This window comes from Streptomyces sp. NBC_00285 (genome assembly GCF_036174265.1).
Taxonomy (GTDB): Bacteria; Actinomycetota; Actinomycetes; order Streptomycetales; family Streptomycetaceae; genus Streptomyces.
Genome location: NZ_CP108055.1, coordinates 2,926,855 through 2,948,219 on the forward strand (window position 1 = coordinate 2,926,855; position 21,365 = coordinate 2,948,219).

Consider the following 21,365-nt stretch of genomic DNA (forward strand, 5'->3'; position numbering starts at 1 on the left):
AACGGAACGCCGACGGGCCCACGGATTCACATGACTGTCGCAAGCACGTCACCGCATGCTGCGGACGTCCAGATGCCGCAGCACCCGGTCCACGATCTCGGGGTCGGCCCCCGGCTCACTGCGCGCCGCCAGCACCTCGTGCCGCGCCGCGCTCAGCATCTCCGCCTGGATCCGCCGCATCCGCTTGAGCCGCCGCCGGGCCTCGCGCCGCTCCTCGTCCCCCATCTCGGGGGAGATCCGCACCCCGATCTCGAACGCCCGCCGCAGCATCTGCTCGGACAGTTCCTCCGGCAGTTCCTCCACGCTCTCGATCTCCCGCAGCCGCTTCTTGGCCGCTTTCGCCGCGCGAACGGCGAGGACCTTCTCGAACTCCATCTCCCGCTCGCTGTCCGCCCGCACCCCCAGCCGCTTCACCAGCCACGGCAGCGTCAGCCCCTGCAGCACGAGCGTCGCCATGATCACCCCGAACGCGATGAACACGATCTCGTCCCGATCGGGGAACCCCGCCCCGGAGTCGGTCTCCAGCGGAATGGCCAGCGCCAGCGCCACGGACGCCACGCCGCGCATCCCGGACCACCACATGACGACGGTCTCCCGCCAGCCCATCGGGATCTCCTCGTCGATGTCCCGCTTGGCGTGCAGCCGCCTGGCGAGCCAGGAGGCCGGCAACAGCCACAGCAGCCGTACGAACACCACCACGGCCACGATCGCCGCGGCCCAGCCGAGCATCTCGCCCCAGCGTCCGGACGCGGTCCGGATCGCATTGTGCAGTTCGAGTCCGATGAGCCCGAAGGCGACGCCGGTCACGAGTGTGTCGACGATGGACCAGAAGGTGTGCCCGGCGAGCCGGGTCATCACGTCGTCGGCGTCGGTGGCGTACTCGGCGATGAACAGGGCGGTGGTCAGCACCGCGAGCACACCGGACCCGTGGAGCTCCTCGGCGAGCACATAAGAGGCGTACGGCACGAGGACCGTCAGCCCGATCTGGAGGGTGGCGTCCCCCAGCAGGTCCATCAGCTTGTTGGCGCCCCAGCCCAGCGCGAGCCCCACGGCGACGGCGACCACCGCGGAGAGCACCAGTTCGAACACAGCCTCCCCGGGCTTGAACGAGCCGCTCACGGCGGCGGCGACGGCCACGTGGTAGAGCACGATCGCCGTCACGTCGTTGAAGAGCCCCTCGCCCTCCAGGATGGACACCAGCCTGCGCGGCAGCCCGAGTTGCCCGGCGACCGCGGTCGCGGCGACCGGGTCGGGCGGTGCGACCAGCGCACCGAGCGCGACGGCGGCGGCGATCGGCAGCCCGGGCACGATCGAGTGGGCTACGACCGCCACGCACAGGGTCGTGACGAACACGAGCGCGACGGCGAGCAGGAAGATCGGCCGCCTGTTGGCCGCGAACTGACGCCAAGAGGTCCGCCGCACCGCCGCGTACAGCAACGGCGGCAACAGGATGGGCAGGATCAGCTCGGGAGGGATCTCGACATTGGGCACGAAGTCCAGCACCGCGAGCACTATGCCGAGCAAGGTCATCAGAACCGGCGCCGGCAACCCGAACCGGTCCCCCACCGGGACACTGATCAGAGCCCCCAGCAACAACACGAACAACAGGGCCAACTGATCCACGGTCAGTACTCCGGGCAGCTCGACGAACCAACGGTCCCTTCAGTCTGCCCCTGGACGCCCGGACCATTTCGGCCGCCGCTCCTGGAGACCGTCAGAGAACGCGCCGCATGGCCCTGTGCGCCATCCCCGCCTCCGGGTACTCCGGCCCGTACGCCACGTACCCCAGCCGTTCGTAGAACCCCAGCGCGTGCGTCTGCGCATGCAGATCCACAGCCGCCAGCCCACGCGCGCGTGCCGCGTCCTCGACGGCCCGCACCAGCGTCGCGCCCACTCCGAGTCCGCGCGCCGCCGATGTCACCGCGAGCCGCCCCAGCGACCCCACGGTCATGTCGCCGCCGGTCTTCCCGGCCGCCGCCTCGCCGTACAGCAGCCGCCCGGCCCCGATCGGCTCACCGTCCTCCCGCACGGCCAGCACATGGACCGCTACGGCGTCGTAGGCGTCGTACTCGAGATCCTCGGGCACGCCCTGCTCGCCGACGAAGACCTCCTTGCGCACCGCGAAGCAGGCCTCACGGTCGGCAAGATCCTCGGCGACCCGGACCGCGTACGCGCGCGTGCTCACCCGTAGGTCTCCTCACGCACCAGGGCCAGGGCCTGCTGCAGATCCTCCGGGTACTCGCTCGCGAACTCCGCCCACTCCCCGTCCCCGGGGTGCTCGAAGCCGAGCCGCACGGCGTGCAGCCACTGCCGGGTCAGCCGCAGCCGCTTGGCGAGCGTCGGGTCGGCGCCGTACGTCAGGTCGCCGACGCAGGGATGGCGGTGGGCCGCCATGTGCACGCGGATCTGGTGGGTGCGCCCGGTCTCCAGCTTCACGTCGAGCAGGGAGGCCGCACGGAACGCCTCGATGAGGTCGTAGTGCGTCACGGAGGGCTTGCCCTCGGCGGTGACCGCCCACTTGTAGTCGTGGTTGGGGTGGCGGCCGATGGGCGCGTCGATGGTGCCGCTGGTCGGGTCCGGATGGCCCTGGACCAGCGTGTGGTAGCGCTTGTCGACCGTGCGCTCCTTGAACTGCCGCTTGAGCGAGGTGTACGCCCGCTCCGACTTGGCCACGACCATCAGACCCGAGGTGCCCACGTCGAGCCGGTGCACGATGCCCTGCCGCTCGGCGGCACCCGAGGTCGAGATGCGGTACCCGGCGGCGGCGAGCCCGCCGATCACGGTCGTCCCGGTCCAGCCGGGCGAGGGGTGCGCGGCCACGCCGACCGGCTTGACGATCACGACGATGTCGTCGTCGTCGTGCACGATCTCCATGCCCTCGACCGGCTCGGCGACGATCTGCACGGGCGCGGCCGCCTGCGGCATCTCCACTTCGAGCCAGGCCCCGCCGTGCACCCGCTCCGACTTCCCGACCACCGACCCGTCGACCGTGACCTTCCCCGAGGCGGCGAGCTCCGCGGCCTTGGTGCGGGAGAAGCCGAACATGCGGGAGATGACGGCGTCGACGCGCTCGCCCTCCAGGCCGTCGGGCACGGGCAGGGTACGGATATCGGGAACGGTGCTCACCCGTCGAGTATGCAGGACCGCACCGACAGCCCCGACCGGCGCCTGCGGATCAGTCCTTGTGGACGGTGCCGTCGGGGTCCAGCCCCTTGAACGACAACAGCACGATCAGGATGCCGCCGCACACGATCGCCGAGTCGGCGAGATTGAAGACCGCGAAGTGCTTGGGCGCGATGAAGTCGACGACCGCGCCCTCGAACACGCCGGGCGAGCGGAAGAGCCGGTCGGTGAGGTTGCCGAGCGCGCCGCCGAGCAGCAGGCCGAGCGCAAACGCCCAGGGCAGGCTGTAGAGCTTGCGGGCGAGCCGGGCGATGACCACGATCACGGCGGCCGCGATCACCGTGAAGATCACCGTGAAGGCCTCGCCGAAACCGAAGGCGGCGCCCGCGTTGCGGATCGCCTCCAGCCTCAGCCAGTCCCCGATGACCTCGATCGGCTCGTGGTGCTCCAGTTTGGCGACCACGATCATCTTGCTGATCAGGTCGAGGGCGTACGCGAAGGCGGCCACCGTGAACAGCACGGCGATACGGCGCCTGCCCCTGGGCCGCGCCGTCTGGTCCTGCTCCGGCTCGGCCCCCGCCGCCTCTGGGGTATCCGGCGTACCGATGATGCGCTCCGCCTCTGTCACGTGAGTCCCTCGACCTAGGTACCTGACTGAGGACGAGGGTACGACACGCCCACTGGGACCCTCAGTACCGGCGTTCCTGCTTCTGCTTGCACTCCACGCACAGGGTGGCCCGCGGGAAGGCCTGCATCCGTGCCTTGCCGATGGCGTTGCCGCAGTTCTCGCACAGACCGTAGGTGCCGGCGTCGAGCCGTCCAAGGGCACGCTCGGCCTGCAGGAGCATCTCGCGCGCGTTGGCCGCGAGGGCCATCTCGCTCTCGCGCGTGATGTTCTTGGTCCCGGTGTCGGCCTGGTCGTCGCCCGCTCCGTCCCCGGAGTCCCGCATGAGCCCCACCAGGGACTCCTCGGAGGCGGCGATCTCGGTGCGCAGCCGCAGGACCTCGGCCGTGAGTTCCGCGTGCGCCTCTTCGACCTCCTCAGGCGTCCACGGGTCCTCACCGGGGCGCACCGCGAGTTCGCCGGGAACCAACGCGGCGGCACGCGCGCCGGGTAGGGCGGTCTTGGCCGCCGTGGCCGTGCCAGAAGTCTTCTTCGCAACCACCGTCGTGGCTCCCGTCTTTTTCGCGGCCTCGGCCGCGCCCGCCTTCTTGGCCGTGCTCTTTTTGGCCGCCCTCTTGGTGAGGGTGCTCTTCCCGGAGGTGTCCTGCCCGGTGTCTCCCTGTGGGGCACCGGCCTCCGTGGCGGCCGTCCTGCCGTCCGCGGAGTCCTTCGCGGCCGTCTTCTTCGCCGCGCTCTTCGTCGCGACCGTGCTCTTGGCGACCGCCTTCTTCGCGACCGCCTTCTTGGTGACCGAAGCCTTCTTCGCGGCCGGGGCCTTCTTGGTGACCGGTGCCTTCTTGGTGACCGAGGCCTTGCCGACGCCCTTGGTGGTGTCCGAAGCCCCGCCGACCGGTGCCTCGGTGTCCGGTCTTCCGGCCGCGCCCTCCTCATCGGCCGCGGCCTTCCCGGCACCCGCGCGTGTGCTCTGCACGGCCGCCTTCTTCACGGCGCCCTTCGCCGCCGCGGACGGCGCGGCCCGGGTGCTCTTCTTCGCGCCCGCGCCCTTGGCCGCACCACCGGAGACATGCGTGGACCGGCCCGACGCCGACTGCTCTGCGGCGGTCTTCTTCGCCACCATGCCGCGGCCCCTTCACATGTTGTGATCTTGCTCGCGCATCGTGCTGGGACGATAAATCGACTTCAGTCCCGCGGCAACGGGGCACGCCGCCCGATCCGCCCGTCCCAGGCCTGCCGGGCAGTAGGCATGCATGCGTTGTGCCCAGCTCCCCGCCGGGTAATCCGCCGGACCGCCCGTGCCGGAATCCCGAGCACCCGTGCCGCTCCATTCGGGTCACTCCGAGCACCACGGCGGTCTCCGCGTCCGGGCCGGGAAAACCGGTCGGCCACTGTCCTCGGGGCGCCGTACACTGGGCGGTGCGAGAAGCGTGGATGGGGACGAGTAGCGGCGTACGCAGCCCAGAGCGACCCGGGGACGGTGGAAGCCCGGGGGCGAGCGCGACGTGAAGATCACCCCGGAGCCGCCGGAAGAAAGCCTTGGATCAGTGGGCTCGGCCCACGGGCCGCAGGGGCTGGTAGACCCGGCATCGCGACCCCAATGAGGGGGCTCACCGACGCACACCACGTGTCGGCGGGCCAAGGAGGGTGGTACCGCGGGAGCGCGTCGAAATCGACGCACGGACTCTCGTCCCTCCGGACGGAAGGCAGCAAGTCCGCCGGAGGAAGCTCGCTGATGACAACGCCGACGTACCGCCAGGTGCCCGCCCAGGTCGACCTGCCCGCGCTGGAGCACGCCGTGCTCGACTTCTGGCGTGAGCAGAAGGTCTTCGCCAAGAGCCTGGAGCAGTCCGAGGGCCGCCCCGAGTGGGTGTTCTACGAGGGCCCGCCCACCGCCAACGGCATGCCGGGCGCCCACCACATCGAGGCGCGCGTCTTCAAGGACGTCTTCCCCCGCTTCCGCACCATGCGCGGCTACCACGTGGCCCGCAAGGCCGGCTGGGACTGCCACGGCCTCCCGGTCGAGCTCGCGGTGGAGAAGGAGCTCGGCTTCTCCGGCAAGCAGGACATCGAGACGTACGGCATCGCCGCGTTCAACGACAAGTGCCGCGAGTCGGTGACCCGGCACACCGACGCCTTCGAGGCGCTCACGACCCGCATGGGCTACTGGACCGACCTCCAGGACCCCTACCGCACGATGGACCCGGAGTACATCGAGTCCGTCTGGTGGTCGCTGAAGACGATCTTCGACAAGGGCCTGCTGGTCCAGGACCACCGCGTCGCCCCCTGGTGCCCGCGCTGCGGCACCGGCCTGTCGGACCACGAGCTGGCGCAGGGCTACGAGACGGTCGTGGACCCGTCCGTGTACGTCCGTTTCCCGCTCACCTCCGGTCCGCTCGCCGGTGAGGCCGCGCTCCTGGTGTGGACGACGACCCCCTGGACACTGGTGTCCAACACGGCGGTCGCCGCGCACCCGGAGGTCACCTACGTCGTCGTGACCGACGGCGCGGAGAAGCTCGTGGTCGCCGAGCCGCTCGTCGCCAAGTCGCTCGGCGAGGGCTGGGAGACCACCGGCCAGTCCTTCACCGGTGCCGAAATGGAGCGCTGGACCTATCAACGTCCGTTCGAGCTCGTGGAGTTCCCGGCAGAGGCCCACTACGTGGTCAACGCCGAGTACGTCACGACCGAGGACGGTACGGGTCTGGTCCACCAGTCCCCCGCCTTCGGTGAGGACGACCTCAAGGTCTGCCGCGCCTACGGCCTGCCGGTGGTGAACCCGGTCCGCCCCGACGGCACCTTCGAGGAGGACGTCCCCCTGGTCGGCGGCGTCTTCTTCAAGAAGGCGGACGAAAAGCTCACCGAGGACCTCCAGCAGCGCGGCCTCCTCTTCAAGCACATCCCGTACGAGCACAGCTACCCGCACTGCTGGCGCTGCCACACCGCGCTCCTCTACTACGCGCAGCCGTCCTGGTACATCCGCACGACCGCCGTCAAGGACCGTCTCCTCCAGGAGAACGAGAACACCAACTGGTACCCGGAGACGGTGAAGCACGGCCGCTTCGGCGACTGGCTGCAGAACAACATCGACTGGGCGCTGTCCCGCAACCGCTACTGGGGCACCCCGCTGCCGATCTGGCGCTGCGAGGACGACCACCTCACGGTCGTCGGCTCCCGCGCGGAACTGACTGGGCTCACGGGCACCGACCAGTCGGACCTGGACCCGCACCGCCCGTTCATCGACGCGGTCACCTTCGCCTGCCCCCAGGACGACTGCGGACAGACGGCGACGCGTGTGCCGGAGGTCATCGACGCCTGGTACGACTCGGGTTCGATGCCGTTCGCGCAGTGGGGCTACCCGTACAAGAACAAGGAACTGTTCGAGTCCCGCTACCCGGCCCAGTTCATCAGCGAGGCCATCGACCAGACCCGCGGCTGGTTCTACACGCTGATGGCCATCGGCACCCTGGTCTTCGACAAGTCCTCGTACGAGAACGTCGTCTGCCTCGGCCACATCCTCGCCGAGGACGGCCGCAAGATGTCCAAGCACCTGGGCAACACCCTGGAGCCGATCCCGCTGATGGACCGGCACGGCGCCGACGCGGTCCGCTGGTTCATGGCGGCCGGCGGCTCCCCCTGGGCGGCCCGCCGCGTCGGCCACGGCACCATTCAGGAGGTCGTCCGCAAGACGCTCCTCACCTACTGGAACACGGTCGCCTTCCAGGCCTTGTACGCGCGTACGTCGAACTGGGCCCCCTCCGCGGCGGACCCGGCCCCGGCCGACCGCCCGGTCCTGGACCGCTGGCTGCTGTCCGAACTGCACGCGCTGACCGACCAGGTGACCGAGTCGCTGGAGGCGTACGACACCCAGCGCGCCGGCAAGCTCCTGTCGGCGTTCGTCGACGACCTGTCCAACTGGTACGTACGACGGTCCCGGCGCCGCTTCTGGCAGGGCGACAAGGCCGCGCTGCGCACCCTGCACGAGGTCGTCGAGACGGTCACCAGGCTGATGGCCCCGCTGACCCCGTTCATCACCGAGCGGGTCTGGCAGGACCTGGTCGTGCCGGTCACTCCGGACGCCCCGGAGTCCGTGCACCTGGCCACCTGGCCGGAGGCGGACCTCAAGGCGATCGACCCTGAGCTCTCGAAGCAGATGGTCCTGGTCCGCCGGCTCGTCGAGCTGGGCCGGGCCACGCGCGCGGAGTCGGGCGTGAAGACCCGTCAGCCGCTGTCCCGGGCGCTCATCGCCGCAACCGGCTTCGACTCCCTCGACCGCGAGTTGCACGCGCAGATCACGGAGGAGCTGAACGTCAGCTCCCTGGCGTCCCTGAGCGAGGTCGGCGGCAGCCTCGTCGACACCACGGCGAAGGCCAACTTCCGCGCCCTGGGCAAGCGTTTCGGCAAGCGCGTCCAGGACGTGGCCAAGGCCGTCGCCAACGCCGACGCGGCCGCGCTCTCGCTGGCCCTGCGTGAGGGCACGGCGTCGGTCGAGGTCGACGGCGAGACGGTCACGCTGGCGCCCGACGAGGTGATCATCACGGAGACCCCGCGCGAGGGCTGGTCGGTGGCGTCCGACTCGGGCGCGACGGTCGCCCTGGACCTGGAGATCACGGAGGAGCTCCGCCAGGCGGGCCTGGCTCGTGACGCGATCCGCCTGATCCAGGAGGCCCGCAAGAACAGCGGCCTCGACGTGGCCGACCGCATCACCCTGCGCTGGACGGCGACGGACCCGGCGGTCGTCGCGGCCCTGTCCGAGCACACGCCCCTGATCTCCGACGAGGTCCTGGCAACGGCCTTCGCCCAGGGCGAGGCGGACGACACCTACGGCACCCCGTTCACCGACGAGGGCCTGTCACTGACGTTCCGCCTGCGCAAGGCGTGAGCCGACGCGGAAGGCCCGGTCCCCCTGCAAGGGACCGGGCCTTCCGCGTACCCGGGACGTACGCAGGTGGGCGACACCGTGATCAACACGCGTAAAAGGGCGGGGCCCCGGATCAAAAATCCGGGGCCCCGCCCTGAACGCCGCCGACGCCTAAGGCGTACTAGAGGCCGTCAGTTGTCGTCCTCATCGATGAGGAACCCACGCATCGGCGAGGGAGCCTGGCCCATCGGGCCGGGACCCTGCGGCCGCACCGGCGCCATCGGCTGGGTCATCGCGGGCGACATCTGCTGCTGACCGCCGTAGGACGGACCGGCCGGCGAAGGGCCGCCACCCATGCCCTGGTTGCCGTAGGACGGGGCGCCCGCCGGAGCCATGGACGGCGCCGGGGACGGCGGCAGCGACGCGGTCGCCGGGGCCCGCGGCGGAGCCAGCGAGTCGTCGGCCTGGGTCTCCAGCTGACGCAGCTGCGACTCGAGGTACGACTTCAGACGCGTGCGGTACTCGCGCTCGAAGCCGCGCAGGTCCTCGACCTTGCGCTCAAGCGTGGCGCGAGCGGACTCCAGGGAGCCCATCGCGACGCGGTGCTTCTCCTGCGCGTCCCGCTCCAGGGCGTCGGCCTTGGCACGGGCATCCCGCTCCAGGCCCTCGGCACGCGAACGCGCCTCGCCGACAATCTTGTTGGCCTCGGAACGGGCCTCGGCGATCGCCTGGTCGGCGGTCTGCTGGGCCAGCGAGAGGACTCGGGCGGCGCTGTCGCCACCGGGGCCCTGACCGGGGCCACCCATCGGACCGCCCATGGGGCCGCCCATCGGGCCACCCATCTGCTGCTGCATGGGCTGGCCGCCCATCGTGCCCTGACCCATGGGGCCCTGACCCATCGGACCGCCCATGGGGCCCTGGCCCATCGGACCCTGACCCATCTGGCCCTGGCCCATCTGACCCTGACCCATGGGGCCCTGGCCCATCTGACCCTGACCCTGCGGGCCACCCTGGCCGCCGGGAGGCAGCTGCGGCGCACCGCTCGGCAGCTGGGGCGGGCCGCCCATGGGGCCGCCCATCTGCTGCTGCGGCGGCCCAGATATGCCGGCCGGGACGGGGGCACCGGGACCGGGCCCACGCATGCCCTGCTGCGGCATTCCCTGTCCGGGCATCCCACCCTGCTGCATACCGCCCTGCTGCATGCCACCTTGTTGCATGCCGCCCTGCTGCATGCCGCCCTGCTGCATGCCGCCCTGCTGGTCCTGCTCCGGGGGCTTGCGCATGTTCTGCTGGTTCTGGGCAGCAGCGCGCGTGGCAGCGGCCAGCTTGGCGCGCAGGTCCTCGTTCTCGCGGAGCAGGCGGGTCAGTTCGGCTTCGACCTCATCGAGGAAGGCATCGACCTCGTCCTCGTCATAGCCTTCTCGGAGGCGGACGGTCGTGAACTGCTTGTTCCGCACGTCCTCGGGGGTCAACGGCATCTCTTCACCTCAACGTAGTCGTCGGCATTCGGCAAGACCGTATCGTTCACAGCCGGCTCACGACGGAGATCAGGATGTAGACGATGATCATCAGTACGAAGAAGGACAGGTCGAGCGCCACGCCCCCGAGACGCAACGGCGGGATAACTCGCCGCAGAAGCTTGAGCGGTGGATCAGTGACAGTGTAGGTGGCCTCCAGAACGACCACCATCGCCTTGCCGGGTTGCCACGAGCGGGCGAACTGGAAGACGTAGTCCATGACCAACCGGAAGATGAGCACGATGAGGAAACACATCAGCGCGATGTAGACGATCTGAACAACCACGCTCATTGCTGGTGCTTCCCTCTCCCCTGTTTCCGTGCTGCTGGGTACTGCTCGTACTGCTGATTCCGGTCCTGCGTCTCAGCTCTGGTTGAAGAACCCGCCCTCTGCGATGCGGGCCTTGTCCTCCGCCGTGACATCGACGTTAGCAGGCGACAACAGGAACACCTTCTGCGTCACCCGCTCGATGCTGCCGTGAAGACCAAACACCAAACCGGCCGCAAAGTCGACAAGTCGCTTGGCGTCTGTGTCATCCATCTCAGTCAGATTCATGATCACCGGGGTGCCCTCACGGAAGTGTTCCCCGATGGTACGGGCCTCGTTGTAGGTCCGGGGGTGCAGCGTGGTGATCCGGTAAGGCTCTCGTTCCGACACGACCTTGGGCATGATCACCGGTGCGTTCTTCTCCAGGCTTGCGCGCTCTTGTGTGATAGATGCCACGGGCGCGATACGCGCGGGGCGCATCGATTCCGCAGCCGGCGAAGCGGATCGGGACACCGGGTCGCGCGGCGCCGCAGAGTGCACAACTCTGACCGATTCGTCCCTTTCGGGCTGAAGTGCCTGATGAGACTGGTGTGACGGCTCGTGCCGTCGGCGGTCCCGCTCGGGCTCCGGGTCGAGTTCGGGCTCGAAGTCGTCGTCGGGGTCAAACCCGCGGCCGTCGTACCCGTCGTCCTCCACGAGGCCGAGGTAGACCGCCATCTTGCGCATCGCGCCGGCCATTCTCTGAGTCCTCCGCTCTGTGGTGGATCGGCTGACGACTGCCAAGTGCCCGCGATCCACGAGGTCGTTACGACCGCCCTCCGGCGGTAATGACCATATTTTCTGCTGTGGTCCGACTTCCTGGCGACGTTACCCGAGCCTGGGACGGACTCCGAGTACCGCGGTGCCGACGCGTACATGTGTCGCCCCTGCCGCCACGGCCTGTTCGAGGTCCGCACTCATCCCTGCGGAGACCATGTTCGCAGCCGGATGGGATCGGCGCAGGTCGGTCGACAAATCCATCAACCGCTCGAACGCCGCCTGTTCGCGTCCCGCGTACTCACCGGTGAGCGGAGCGACGGTCATCAGCCCGTCGAGCCGCAGCCCCGGGGCGCGAGCCACGAGTCCGGCCAACTCCTCGATCCCGCCCGGCGCCACGCCACCCCGCTCCCCTCGCTCACTCGCCCCGGCGTCCAGCGCGACCTGGATGAGACATCCCACTTCGCGCCCGACCCTCACGGCCTCCTTCGAGAGGGCCGTCACCAACTTCGAACGATCGACGGACTGCACGAGATCCGCGTAACCGGCCACGGATCGCACTTTGTTGGTCTGCAACTGGCCAACAAAGTGCCAAGTCAGCGGCAGGTCCGCGCATTCGGCAGCCTTGGGCGCCGCATCCTGGTCCTTGTTCTCGGCGACGTGCCGCACGCCGAGCTCCGACAGGATCCGTACATCGCTCGCGGGGTACGTCTTGGTGACCACGATGAGGGTCACCTCCTCCCGCTTGCGCTCGGAGACCGCACACGCGGCGGTGATGCGCTCCTCCACCTTCGCCAGGTTCGCGGCGATTTCGTCCCTGCGGTCCATCATGTTCTGTCAGCCCAGCCAGACATATCCCGCGAGTCGCCCCGTGGTGCGATCGCGACGGTACGAGAAATGGTCACCGGACTCGAGGGTGCAGACCGGCGACTGCTGTCGGTCGCGCACTCCGAGCCGGTCGAGTTGCGCGTGCACTGCGGCGGTCACGTCGACCGCGGGTGTGCCCCAACTCGTCTCGGCGTGCGCCGCGGGTTCGACGGCGGCGACGTCGGCGCGCATCGACTCGGGCACTTCGTAGCACCTGCCGCAGACCGCGGGGCCGGTGCGGGCGACGATCCGGGCGGGGTCGGCGCCGAGTTCCGTCATCGCGCGCAGGGCGGCGGGGACGACTCCGGCGACCATGCCGGGCCGGCCCGCATGAGCCGCCGCGGCGATCCCGGCGACCGGGTCGGCGAGCAGGACGGGCACGCAGTCCGCGGTGAGGACGGCGAGGGCGAGACCGCGCTCGGCGGTGACGATCGCGTCCACCTCCGGCACCGTCCTCTCGCCCCACGGCGCGGAGACCTCCACGACGTCCGCCCCGTGCACCTGGTTCATCCAGACCACCCGCGTGGGATCGAGTCCCAGTGACTTGGCAGCCAGTTCACGATTGGTCCCCACGGCCTGGGGGTCGTCGCCGACCGCCCCGCCGAGGTTGAGCTCCTCATACGGAGCGGCGCTCACCCCGCCCCACCTGTCGGTGAAGGCGAAGTGCGCGCCGCTCGCGCTCTCGCGCTGTCCTATCACTTCAGGAAGTCCGGCACGTCCAGTTCCTCGGCCGCGCTGTCGGAGTAGGTCCGCGACGGCGGAACCGGCGGGGCGACCGGAAGGTCGGCGACCGGCTCGGGGGCGGGCTGCGGGTCCTCCTTCGGCGTGACGCTGCCGAGCGAACCGAAGGACGGGCGGCTCTCGGTCTGCCGTACCGGAGTGGGCTCCTCGCGGCGGGCCGACGTCGAGGACGAGCCCATGACGGTCTCCCGGCGGGTCGGCGGCTGCCCCCCGTCGAAGCCGGCGGCGATCACGGTGACGCGGACCTCGTCACCGAGGGCGTCGTCGATGACCGCGCCGAAGATGATGTTGGCCTCGGGGTGGGCGGCCTCGCTGACCAGCTGGGCCGCTTCGTTGATCTCGAACAGGCCGAGGTCGGAGCCGCCGGAGATGGAGAGCAGCACACCGCGGGCGCCGTCGATGGACGCCTCCAGGAGCGGCGAGGAGATCGCCATCTCGGCTGCGGCCACCGCGCGGTCGTCGCCGCGGGCGGAGCCGATGCCCATGAGGGCCGAACCCGCCTCGGACATGACCGACTTGACGTCGGCGAAGTCGAGGTTGATCAGACCGGGAGTGGTGATCAGGTCGGTGATGCCCTGGACACCGGACAGGAGGACCTGGTCGGCCGACTTGAAGGCGTCGAGCACCGAGACCTGGCGGTCCGAGATGGACAGCAGGCGGTCGTTGGGGATGACGATGAGGGTGTCGACCTCTTCGCGGAGTTCCGCGATGCCGTCCTCGGCCTGGTTGGCCCGGCGCCGTCCCTCGAAGGTGAACGGACGGGTGACCACGCCGATGGTGAGGGCGCCGAGGGTGCGGGCGATGTTGGCCACGACGGGCGCGCCGCCGGTGCCTGTGCCGCCGCCCTCGCCGGCCGTCACGAAGACCATGTCGGCCCCCTTGAGGACCTCCTCGATCTCCTCGCGGTGATCCTCGGCGGCCTTGCGGCCGACGGCCGGGTTGGCTCCGGCGCCGAGTCCGCGGGTGAGTTCACGGCCGACGTCGAGCTTGACGTCGGCGTCGCTCATCAACAGCGCCTGCGCGTCGGTGTTGATGGCGATGAACTCGACGCCCTTGAGACCGACCTCGATCATCCGGTTGATGGCATTGACACCACCGCCGCCGACACCGATGACTTTGATGACTGCGAGGTAGTTCTGCGGTGCTGCCACGTCGAAGGCCTCTCGCCTCGAGTTACGTGTCGTCGCTTCGCGGGTGTGTGCGATCCGACGACTGATGCCGAATGGGACGGTCCGTAGTGCCGACCCGAACCCTAACGCTGAAGTTTAGGGTTACCAGTGTGTCTGTTCTCTGGAGTCTTCTGAACAGGACACTAAGTCGACAAGTGGCGCACGTTCAACGAACACGCCGAACCTCCCGTTTTTCTTTTCACCCTATGTGATCAGCCATAGCGGTGCCCAACCAGGGTGCTGGCCTGCACCAATGTGCGTCAACTCCCTGATGACACAGGGGCGGTGGGAGCGCTGACATCGAAGTGCCGCGCATCCGGGGCGGCTTTCATGAGAGCGATGAGGGTGCGCGCCTTCGCGGCGCCCGCCTCGGCGCCGCCCCAGGCGACGGTCCGCCCGTCGTTCAACTCCAGCGAGATGTCGTCGTACGAACGCACCTTGACGGAACGGGTCGCGCGGGCGACGGCGGCCGGAATGTCACCCGCCACGCGCACCGCTTCGCGCACGAGCCGGCTCTCGCCGAAGCGGCGCAGGCTCGCGGCGCGGGAACCTGGCTGAGTGAGCGTCAATTCCAGTGCGGGAACGCCTTTCGGGGCCTGGGAAACCGTGGCGAATCGGACACCTTCATCGTCCACTTCGACAAACTTTCCGCCCTTTTGGACAAGCAGAACCGGAGTACGCTCCGTCACTTTCAGCCCGATTCCGTGAGGCCAGGAACGGGTCACATCAACCGCGTCAATTCGGGGCAATTTTCGGCGCAGTCGGGCCTCGATCGCGTCGGTGTCGACGGAAATCAACGGCGATCCGACCGGCACGGCGGCGGCCTCGCGCACCTGCTTTTGAGTCAGCACGTCGGTTCCCGAGACCGACACCCGTTCAACGCGCAGCCACTGGGAGCCGTACAACAGCCAGACGGAGCCGGCGGAAACAAGCACGAATGCCACGGCGAGGATGATGATCACACGAAGTCGACGCACCCTCAACCGCCGGACGGGAGGCGGGCCGGATGACTCCTGCTGGCGTTCACCGCGCTCGGCGGTTGTCGATCCGGCCACGCTTCCTGCCCTTCGTACACGGGTCCTAACGGCGCTGCGAGGCGATCGCCTCGTACACCATGCCGACGAGCAGTTCGTCGGCGTCCCGGCGGCCGAACTCGGCGGCTGCGCGGGACATCTCGTACAGCCGGTGCGGGTCGGCGAGCACGGGCAGGACGTTGCCCCGCACCCAGTCGGGCGTCAGCTCCGCGTCGTCGACCAGCACTCCGCCGCCGGCCTTGACCACCGGCTGGGCGTTCAGCCGCTGTTCGCCGTTGCCGATGGGCAGCGGGACATAGGCGGCCGGGAGCCCGACGGCGGAGAGTTCGGCGACGGTCATCGCGCCCGCGCGGCAGAGCATCATGTCGGCCGCGGCGTACGCGAGGTCCATCCGGTCCAGGTAACTTACCGGGATGTAGGGGGGCATCCCCGGCATCTGCTGTACGTGCGGCAGTTCGTTCTTGGGGCCGACCGCGTGCAGGATCTGGATCCCGGCCTGCTGGAGCCAGGGCGCGACCTGCTGGACGACCTCGTTCAGGCGCCGCGCGCCCTGCGAGCCGCCGGAGACCAGCAGCGTCGGCAGGTTGGGGTCGAGGCCGAACATGCGCCGGGCCTCGGGCCGGGCGGCGGCCCGGTCCAGGGTGGCGATGGAGTAGCGCAGCGGGATCCCGATGTAGCGGGAGTTGCGCAGCTTGCTGTCCGGCGTGGCGACGGCGACCTGGGCGGCGTACCGGGAGCCGATCTTGTTGGCCAGACCGGGTCTGGCGTTGGCCTCGTGGACGATGATCGGCACACCGAGGCGCTTGGCGGCGAGATAGCCGGGCAGCGCCACGTAGCCGCCGAAGCCGACGACGGCGTCGGCCTTGGTGCGCTCCAGGATCTGCTCGGTGGCCTTGATCGTGCCGCGCAGCCGGCCCGGGACGGTGATCAGCTCAGGGGTGGGCTTACGGGGCAGCGGGACGGCAGGGATGAGCGCGAGCTCGTAGCCCCGCTGTGGGACGAGCTTGGTCTCCAGCCCCCGTTCCGTTCCCAGAGCCGTGATCCCCACGCTCGGGTCCTGCCTGCGCAGGGCATCCGCGAGGGCGAGCGCCGGCTCGATGTGGCCGGCGGTCCCCCCACCGGCGAGTACGACATGCACCGAAATTCACCGCTCTCCGGACGAACGCGCCACCGGGGCACGCCGTCGCATCGTGTTCCATCTCCGAGGCCCCCGTGCCGGCACGGCGCCTCCCACCCGCTTTCTGCCGAAGCGAGGTTGCCGCAACGACAGCGCCGCCCGCGCGGCGGGGTCGTCACGCGCGAACGCGATCAACAGCCCGACGGCGAACATGGTCGGCAGCAGGGCGGAACCTCCGTAGGAGAACAGCGGGAGCGGGACGCCGGCGATCGGCAGCAGGCCGAGCACCGCACCGATGTTGATCACCGCCTGAGCGGTGATCCAGGTGGTCACGCCACCCGCGGCATACCTGACGAAGGGATCCTCCGTGCGTCCGGCCACGCGGATACCCGCATAGCCTAGAGCCGCGAAGAGGGCGAGCACCGACAGCGTCCCCGCGAGGCCCAGTTCCTCACCGGTGACGGCGAAAATGAAGTCGGTGTGGGCTTCGGGTAGTTGGCCCCATTTCTCCACGCTCGCACCGAGCCCGGAACCGAAGATTCCGCCGGAGGCGAGCGCATAGATGCCGTGCACGGCCTGCCAGCAGTCGGCGCCGCCGGACCTGGGCTCGGTGGCACCGATGCAGGCGAGCCGGGCCATGCGGTTCGGGCTGGTCTTGATGAGGATCACACCGATGAGGGCGGCGACCGACAGCACTCCGACGAACAGCCGGGTCGGCGCCCCCGCCAGCCACAGCAGACCGAACAGGATCGCCGTGAGGATGATCGCCGTGCCCATGTCGCCGCCGAGCATGATCAGCCCGAGCAGCAGGAAGGTGACCGGCACGAGCGGCACCAGCATGTGCTTCCACTGGGTCAGCAGCTTCTTGTCCTGTTTGCGGGCGAGCAGGTCGGCCGCCCACAGCACGAGGGCGAGCTTGCCGAACTCGCTGGGCTGGATCTGGAAGGAGCCGCCGAGCGAGATCCAGTTCTGGTTGCCGTTGACCGACATCCCTATCCCCGGCACCTGCACGAGGGCCATCAGGAAGACCGCGCCCGCGAGGATCGGATAGGCGAGCGCCCGGTGCAGCTTGACCGGCATCCGTGAGGCGACCAGCATCAGGACGCCGCCGATGACGGCGGCCAGGAACTGTTTGCGGAAGAAGAAGGATCCCGGCAGCGACATCTGCAGGGCCGTGATCTGGGAGGCCGAGTAGACCATCACCAGGCCGAGCACGGTGATCAGCAGACTGCCGCCGAGGATCAGGTAGTAGGCCGTCAGCGGCCGGTCCCAGGCGCGCCGGGCGTTGCCGTACAGCCGTCGCACGGGGTTGCCTCGGGGCGGCCGGGAGACTGCGGGGCGGCGGGGCGCCCGCTGCACGGGCGGCCTGCCGGTACGGCTGGTGGGCATCAACGCCTCCGCTGCGTCGGTCAGGAGCCGAGTTCGCGAACCGCCTCCGCGAACGCGTCACCGCGCTTGTTGTAGTTGGCGAACATGTCCATCGAGGCGCAGGCCGGGGCCAGCAGCACCGTGTCACCTGAGACGGCGAGGCGCGTAGCCTCCCGGACAGCCGCGAGCATCGCCCCAGTGTCGGTCCGGTCGAGGTCGACCACGGGTACTTCCGGGGCGTGTCGCGCGAGGGCTTCACGGATCAGGGCGCGGTCCTGGCCGATGAGTACGACCCCGCGAAGCCGCTTTGCCGACTTGGCGACCAGCTCGTCGAAGGTCGCGCCCTTGGCGAGCCCGCCCGCGATCCACACGATCGATTCGTACGCCGCCAACGAGGCTTGTGCCGCGTGGGTGTTGGTGGCCTTGGAGTCGTCGACGTAGGCGACCTCGGCCACATCGGCCACGTGGGCGATGCGGTGGGCGTCCGGGGTGAAGTTCCGCAGCCCGTCCCGTACGGCGCTCGCGGGCACCCCGAAAGCGCGTGCGAGGGCCGCCGCCGCGAGGGCGTTGGCGATGTTGTGCGGGGCCGACGGGCGGACGTCGGAGACCTCGGCGAGTTCCTGGGCGTTCTTCTGCCGGTTCTCGACGAAGGCGCGGTCGACCAGGATGCCCTCCACGACGCCGAGTTGCGACGGCCCGGGAGTGCCGAGGGTGAAGCCGACGGCCCGGCAGCCCTCTTCGACGTCCGCCTCGCGCACCAGGTCCTCGGTGGCCTTGTCGGCGACGTTGTAGACGCAGGCGACCCGATTGCCCTCGTAGACGCGGCCCTTGTCGGCGGCGTACGCCTCCATGGAGCCGTGCCAGTCGAGATGGTCCGGCGCCAGATTCAGGACGGCGGCGGAGTGGGCGCGCAGGGAGGGGGCCCAGTGGAGCTGATAGCTCGACAACTCGACGGCCAGCACGTCGTACTGCTCGTCGCCGAGTACCGCGTCCAGTACGGAGACTCCGATGTTGCCGACCGCGGCGGTGCGCAGGCCCGCAGCCTTGAGGATCGACGCCAGCATCTGAGTGGTGGTCGTCTTGCCGTTGGTGCCGGTGATCGCGAGCCAGGGGGCCGCGTCGGGACCCCTGAGCCGCCAGGCGAGTTCGACGTCGCCCCAGATCTCGACACCGGCCTCACGGGCCGCCGTGAAGAGGGGCTTGTCCGGCTTCCAGCCCGGTGCGGTGACGACGAGTCCGGTGCCCTCGGGCAGGGTCGCGCCGTCACCGAGGCGCACGGTGATGCCCAGCGCCTCCAACTCGGCGGCCTGCTCACGCGCGCGTGCGTCGTCGCCGTCGTTGACGACCGTGACGTTCGCCCCGCGCGCGTGCAGCGCCTTGGCCGCCGGGAGGCCTGAGACTCCGAGCCCGGCGACGGTGACGTGCTTGCCCTGCCAGTCGACGGGCGCCGAGGAGGTCACTTTTCTGCTGCCCATCCCGCGTAGAAGAGACCCAGGCCGACGATCACACAGATGCCCTGGATGATCCAGAAACGGACCACGATGAGTACTTCGGACCAGCCCTTGAGTTCGAAGTGGTGCTGGAGCGGGGCCATGCGGAAGACCCGTTTGCCGGTGAGCTTGAAGGAGCCGACCTGGATGACCACCGACATGGTGATGAGGACGAAGAGGCCACCCATGATGGCGACCAGCAGCTCCGTGCGGGAGAGAATCGCGAGGCCCGTGAGGACGCCGCCGAGGGCCAGCGAACCGGTGTCACCCATGAAGATCTTGGCCGGCGAGGTGTTCCACCACAGGAAGCCGAGGCAGGCGCCCATCAGCGCCGAGGCGATGACCGCCAGGTCGAGCGGATCTCGCACCTCGTAACAGGCGTTCGGGTTGGTCAGGGTGCCCGCGTTGGCGCAGGACTCCTGGAACTGCCAGACGCCGATGAAGGTGTAGGCGCCGAAGACGAGGACGGAGGCGCCTGTTGCGAGGCCGTCCAGACCGTCCGTCAGGTTCACGCCGTTCGACATCGCGAGGATCATGAACAGCGCCCAGACCACGAACAGGATCGGGCCGATCTTCCAGCCGAAGTCCGTGATGAACGACAGCTTCGTCGAGGCCGGGGTGTTGCCGCGGACGTCCGGGAACATCAGCGCGAGCACCGCGAAGCTGATGCCGACGATCAGCTGGCCGGCCATCTTCGCCTTGGCCCGCAGGCCGAGCGAACGCCTCTTGACGATCTTGATGTAGTCGTCGAGGAAGCCGACCAGACCCATGCCGCACATCAGGCCGAGCACCAGCAGGCCCGAGTAGGTCGGGGGGTAGCCGGTGATGACCTTGGACAGGAAGTAGGCGGCGACCGTCGCGAAGATGAAGGCGATACCGCCCATCGTCGGCGTACCGCGCTTGCTGCCGTGCGAGCGGGGGCCGTCGTCCCGGATGTACTGGCCGTAACCCTTGCGCGCGAGCAGCTTGATCAGCAGCGGAGTGCCGACCATGGTCAGGAAGAGGCCGATGACTCCCGAGAACAGGATCTGCTTCATCATCGGGCGGAAACCTCACCCTCGGCATCGAGCAGCGCCTGGGCGACGCTCTCCAGACCGACCGACCGGGACGCCTTCACGAGGACGACGTCTCCCGGGCGCAACTCGCTGCGCAGCAGGTCGACCGCCGCCTGTGCGTCGGACACGTGCACCGACTCCTCACCCCACGAACCCTCGTTATATGCGCCCAGTTGCAGCCAGGACGCTTCCCTGCCCCCGACCGCGACGAGCTTGCCGACATTGAGCCGGACGGCAAGCCGTCCGATCGCGTCGTGCTCGGCGAGCGCCTCGTCCCCGAGCTCGGCCATCTTGCCGAGCACCGCCCAGGTCCGCCGGCCCCTGCCCATCGCAGCGAGCGCGCGCAAGGCCGCTCGCATGGACTCGGGGTTCGCGTTGTAGGCGTCGTTGACGATGGTCACGCCGTCCGGGCGCTCGGTGACCTCCATACGCCAGCGGGAGAGGGAGCCCGCCTCGGAGAGCGCGGTGGCGATCTCACTGGCGGACATGCCCAGCTCATGGGCGACGGCGGCCGCGGCGAGCGCGTTCGACACGTGATGCTCACCGTACAGGCGCATGGTCACTTCGCTTGCACCGGAGGGTGTGCGAAGGCTGAAGGCGGGCTGTCCGCTGTCCGTGAGTCGTACGTTCTCGGCGCGTACGTCCGCTTCGCCGGACTCTCCGAAAAGGATCACCTTCGCCTTCGTACGGGATGCCATGGCCCTTACGAGGGGATCGTCGGCGTTGAGAATCGCGGCGCCGTCCTCCGGAAGAGCCTCCACGAGTTCGCCCTTGGCCTGCGCGATCTGCTCGCGGCCGCCGAACTCGCCGATGTGGGCGGTGCCGACGTTCAGGACGAGGCCGATCTTCGGGGGCGTCAGATCCGTGAGGTAGCTGATGTGGCCGATGCCGCGGGCGCCCATCTCCAGGACGAGGAACTGTGTCTCCTCGGTGGCGGTGAGCGCGGTGAGCGGCAGCCCGATCTCGTTGTTGAGCGAGCCCGGCGTGAACACCGTCGGAGCCTTGCGCTGGAGCACCTGGGCGATCAGGTCCTTGGTGCTGGTCTTGCCGGCCGAGCCGGTGAGGGCGACCAGGGTCGCGCCGAGCCGTCGTACGACATGACGCGCGAGGGCGCCGAGAGCCGTCTGGACGTCCTGGACGACGATCGCGGGGACCCCGACGGGGCGCTGGGCCAGTACGGCCACCGCGCCCGCCCGGACGGCCTGGTCCGCGTAGTCGTGGCCGTCGACGCGCTCCCCGACGAAGGCGGCGAACAGTGTGCCGTCCTTCACCTGCCGGGAGTCGATGACGACGGGCCCGTGCACCTGCACCGACGGATCCGGTATGTCGTGCGTCTGCCCGCCGACGACTGAGGCGATCTCGGCGAGAGAGAGGGCGATCACA

General features: G+C 69.4%; 18 protein-coding genes. 1 reads left to right on the forward strand and 17 read right to left on the reverse strand.

The genetic code is table 11. From position 1 onward, the window contains the following. Positions 1-48: 48 nt before the first annotated feature. The 5 genes from OHT57_RS13515 to OHT57_RS13535 all read right to left on the reverse strand — a co-directional run bounded on the left by OHT57_RS13515 (position 49) and on the right by OHT57_RS13535 (position 4,865). On the reverse strand, positions 49-1,623 hold the full coding sequence (locus tag OHT57_RS13515; RefSeq protein ID WP_328746610.1) for a Na+/H+ antiporter: 1,575 nt from the start codon (positions 1,621-1,623) through the stop codon (positions 49-51). Positions 1,624-1,714: 91 nt separating this feature from the next. After that, positions 1,715-2,185, reverse strand: a complete 471-nt coding sequence (locus tag OHT57_RS13520) for a GNAT family N-acetyltransferase (protein WP_328746611.1) — start codon at positions 2,183-2,185, stop codon at positions 1,715-1,717. Further along, positions 2,182-3,126 (reverse strand): RluA family pseudouridine synthase, encoded by a 945-nt coding sequence (locus OHT57_RS13525; protein ID WP_328746612.1) that lies wholly within the window; start codon positions 3,124-3,126, stop codon positions 2,182-2,184. Before OHT57_RS13525 ends, OHT57_RS13520 begins: the two co-directional genes overlap by 4 nt. 49 nt (positions 3,127-3,175) lie before the next feature. Beyond that, positions 3,176-3,751 (reverse strand): signal peptidase II, encoded by a 576-nt coding sequence (lspA, locus tag OHT57_RS13530; RefSeq protein ID WP_328746613.1) that lies wholly within the window; start codon positions 3,749-3,751, stop codon positions 3,176-3,178. Positions 3,752-3,812: 61 nt separating this feature from the next. Further along, a complete protein-coding gene (locus OHT57_RS13535; RefSeq protein WP_328746614.1) occupies positions 3,813-4,865 on the reverse strand; it encodes a TraR/DksA family transcriptional regulator in 1,053 nt (350 codons plus the stop codon). A 612-nt stretch (positions 4,866-5,477) separates the two neighbouring features. Between OHT57_RS13535 and ileS the strand changes: the two genes are divergently transcribed. Next, positions 5,478-8,621: an isoleucine--tRNA ligase gene (gene ileS, locus OHT57_RS13540; protein WP_328746615.1), complete on the forward strand. Its 3,144-nt coding sequence runs from the start codon at positions 5,478-5,480 to the stop codon at positions 8,619-8,621. Positions 8,622-8,791: 170 nt separating this feature from the next. Here ileS and OHT57_RS13545 read toward each other — a convergent pair whose 3' ends face one another. The 12 genes from OHT57_RS13545 to OHT57_RS13600 all read right to left on the reverse strand — a co-directional run bounded on the left by OHT57_RS13545 (position 8,792) and on the right by OHT57_RS13600 (position 21,364). Beyond that, positions 8,792-10,078 carry a DivIVA domain-containing protein gene (locus tag OHT57_RS13545; RefSeq protein WP_328746616.1) on the reverse strand — a complete coding sequence of 429 codons (1,287 nt, stop codon included), beginning with the start codon at positions 10,076-10,078 and terminating at the stop codon, positions 8,792-8,794. 46 nt (positions 10,079-10,124) lie between these two features. Then, positions 10,125-10,409, reverse strand: coding sequence for a YggT family protein (locus tag OHT57_RS13550; RefSeq protein ID WP_328746617.1), 285 nt, complete (start codon positions 10,407-10,409; stop codon positions 10,125-10,127). Between the two features lie 72 nt (positions 10,410-10,481). Next, the gene (locus tag OHT57_RS13555) at positions 10,482-11,123 is read right to left on the reverse strand and encodes a cell division protein SepF (protein ID WP_328746618.1); all 642 of its coding nucleotides are present in this window, start codon (positions 11,121-11,123) and stop codon (positions 10,482-10,484) included. Positions 11,124-11,252: 129 nt separating this feature from the next. Next, the gene (locus tag OHT57_RS13560) at positions 11,253-11,972 is read right to left on the reverse strand and encodes a YggS family pyridoxal phosphate-dependent enzyme (protein WP_328746619.1); all 720 of its coding nucleotides are present in this window, start codon (positions 11,970-11,972) and stop codon (positions 11,253-11,255) included. A 6-nt stretch (positions 11,973-11,978) separates the two neighbouring features. After that, positions 11,979-12,707 carry a peptidoglycan editing factor PgeF gene (gene pgeF / locus OHT57_RS13565; protein WP_328746620.1) on the reverse strand — a complete coding sequence of 243 codons (729 nt, stop codon included), beginning with the start codon at positions 12,705-12,707 and terminating at the stop codon, positions 11,979-11,981. After that, positions 12,704-13,900, reverse strand: a complete 1,197-nt coding sequence (gene ftsZ / locus OHT57_RS13570; RefSeq protein ID WP_328746621.1) for a cell division protein FtsZ — start codon at positions 13,898-13,900, stop codon at positions 12,704-12,706. Before ftsZ ends, pgeF begins: the two co-directional genes overlap by 4 nt. A gap of 278 nt (positions 13,901-14,178) precedes the next feature. Next, entirely contained in the window at positions 14,179-14,973 is a 795-nt protein-coding gene (locus OHT57_RS13575; RefSeq protein WP_328746622.1) for a cell division protein FtsQ/DivIB, read from the reverse strand. 25 nt (positions 14,974-14,998) lie between these two features. Then, positions 14,999-16,090 (reverse strand): undecaprenyldiphospho-muramoylpentapeptide beta-N-acetylglucosaminyltransferase, encoded by a 1,092-nt coding sequence (gene murG / locus OHT57_RS13580; RefSeq protein ID WP_328746623.1) that lies wholly within the window; start codon positions 16,088-16,090, stop codon positions 14,999-15,001. Positions 16,091-16,096: 6 nt separating this feature from the next. Further along, positions 16,097-17,458, reverse strand: coding sequence for a putative lipid II flippase FtsW (ftsW, locus tag OHT57_RS13585; protein ID WP_328746624.1), 1,362 nt, complete (start codon positions 17,456-17,458; stop codon positions 16,097-16,099). Between the two features lie 20 nt (positions 17,459-17,478). Beyond that, a complete protein-coding gene (gene murD / locus OHT57_RS13590) occupies positions 17,479-18,912 on the reverse strand; it encodes a UDP-N-acetylmuramoyl-L-alanine--D-glutamate ligase (RefSeq protein ID WP_328746625.1) in 1,434 nt (477 codons plus the stop codon). After that, positions 18,894-19,967 carry a phospho-N-acetylmuramoyl-pentapeptide-transferase gene (mraY, locus tag OHT57_RS13595; RefSeq protein ID WP_328746626.1) on the reverse strand — a complete coding sequence of 358 codons (1,074 nt, stop codon included), beginning with the start codon at positions 19,965-19,967 and terminating at the stop codon, positions 18,894-18,896. Before mraY ends, murD begins: the two co-directional genes overlap by 19 nt. Further along, on the reverse strand, positions 19,964-21,364 hold the full coding sequence (locus OHT57_RS13600) for a UDP-N-acetylmuramoyl-tripeptide--D-alanyl-D-alanine ligase (protein ID WP_328746627.1): 1,401 nt from the start codon (positions 21,362-21,364) through the stop codon (positions 19,964-19,966). Before OHT57_RS13600 ends, mraY begins: the two co-directional genes overlap by 4 nt. Between the last annotated feature and the right edge of the window lies 1 nt (position 21,365).

Excerpts from the sequence above, each read along its gene's own strand:
- OHT57_RS13555 (WP_328746618.1), bottom strand. The coding sequence starts at position 11,123 with ATGGCCGGCGCGATGCGCAAGATGGCGGTCTACCTCGGCCTCGTGGAG.
- ileS (WP_328746615.1), top strand. The coding sequence starts at position 5,478 with ATGACAACGCCGACGTACCGCCAGGTGCCCGCCCAGGTCGACCTGCCC.
- OHT57_RS13545 (WP_328746616.1), bottom strand. The coding sequence starts at position 10,078 with ATGCCGTTGACCCCCGAGGACGTGCGGAACAAGCAGTTCACGACCGTC.
- OHT57_RS13560 (WP_328746619.1), bottom strand. The coding sequence starts at position 11,972 with ATGATGGACCGCAGGGACGAAATCGCCGCGAACCTGGCGAAGGTGGAG.
- mraY (WP_328746626.1), bottom strand. The coding sequence starts at position 19,967 with ATGATGAAGCAGATCCTGTTCTCGGGAGTCATCGGCCTCTTCCTGACC.
- OHT57_RS13550 (WP_328746617.1), bottom strand. The coding sequence starts at position 10,409 with ATGAGCGTGGTTGTTCAGATCGTCTACATCGCGCTGATGTGTTTCCTC.
- OHT57_RS13535 (WP_328746614.1), bottom strand. The coding sequence starts at position 4,865 with ATGGTGGCGAAGAAGACCGCCGCAGAGCAGTCGGCGTCGGGCCGGTCC.
- ftsW (WP_328746624.1), bottom strand. The coding sequence starts at position 17,458 with ATGCCCACCAGCCGTACCGGCAGGCCGCCCGTGCAGCGGGCGCCCCGC.
- murD (WP_328746625.1), bottom strand. The coding sequence starts at position 18,912 with ATGGGCAGCAGAAAAGTGACCTCCTCGGCGCCCGTCGACTGGCAGGGC.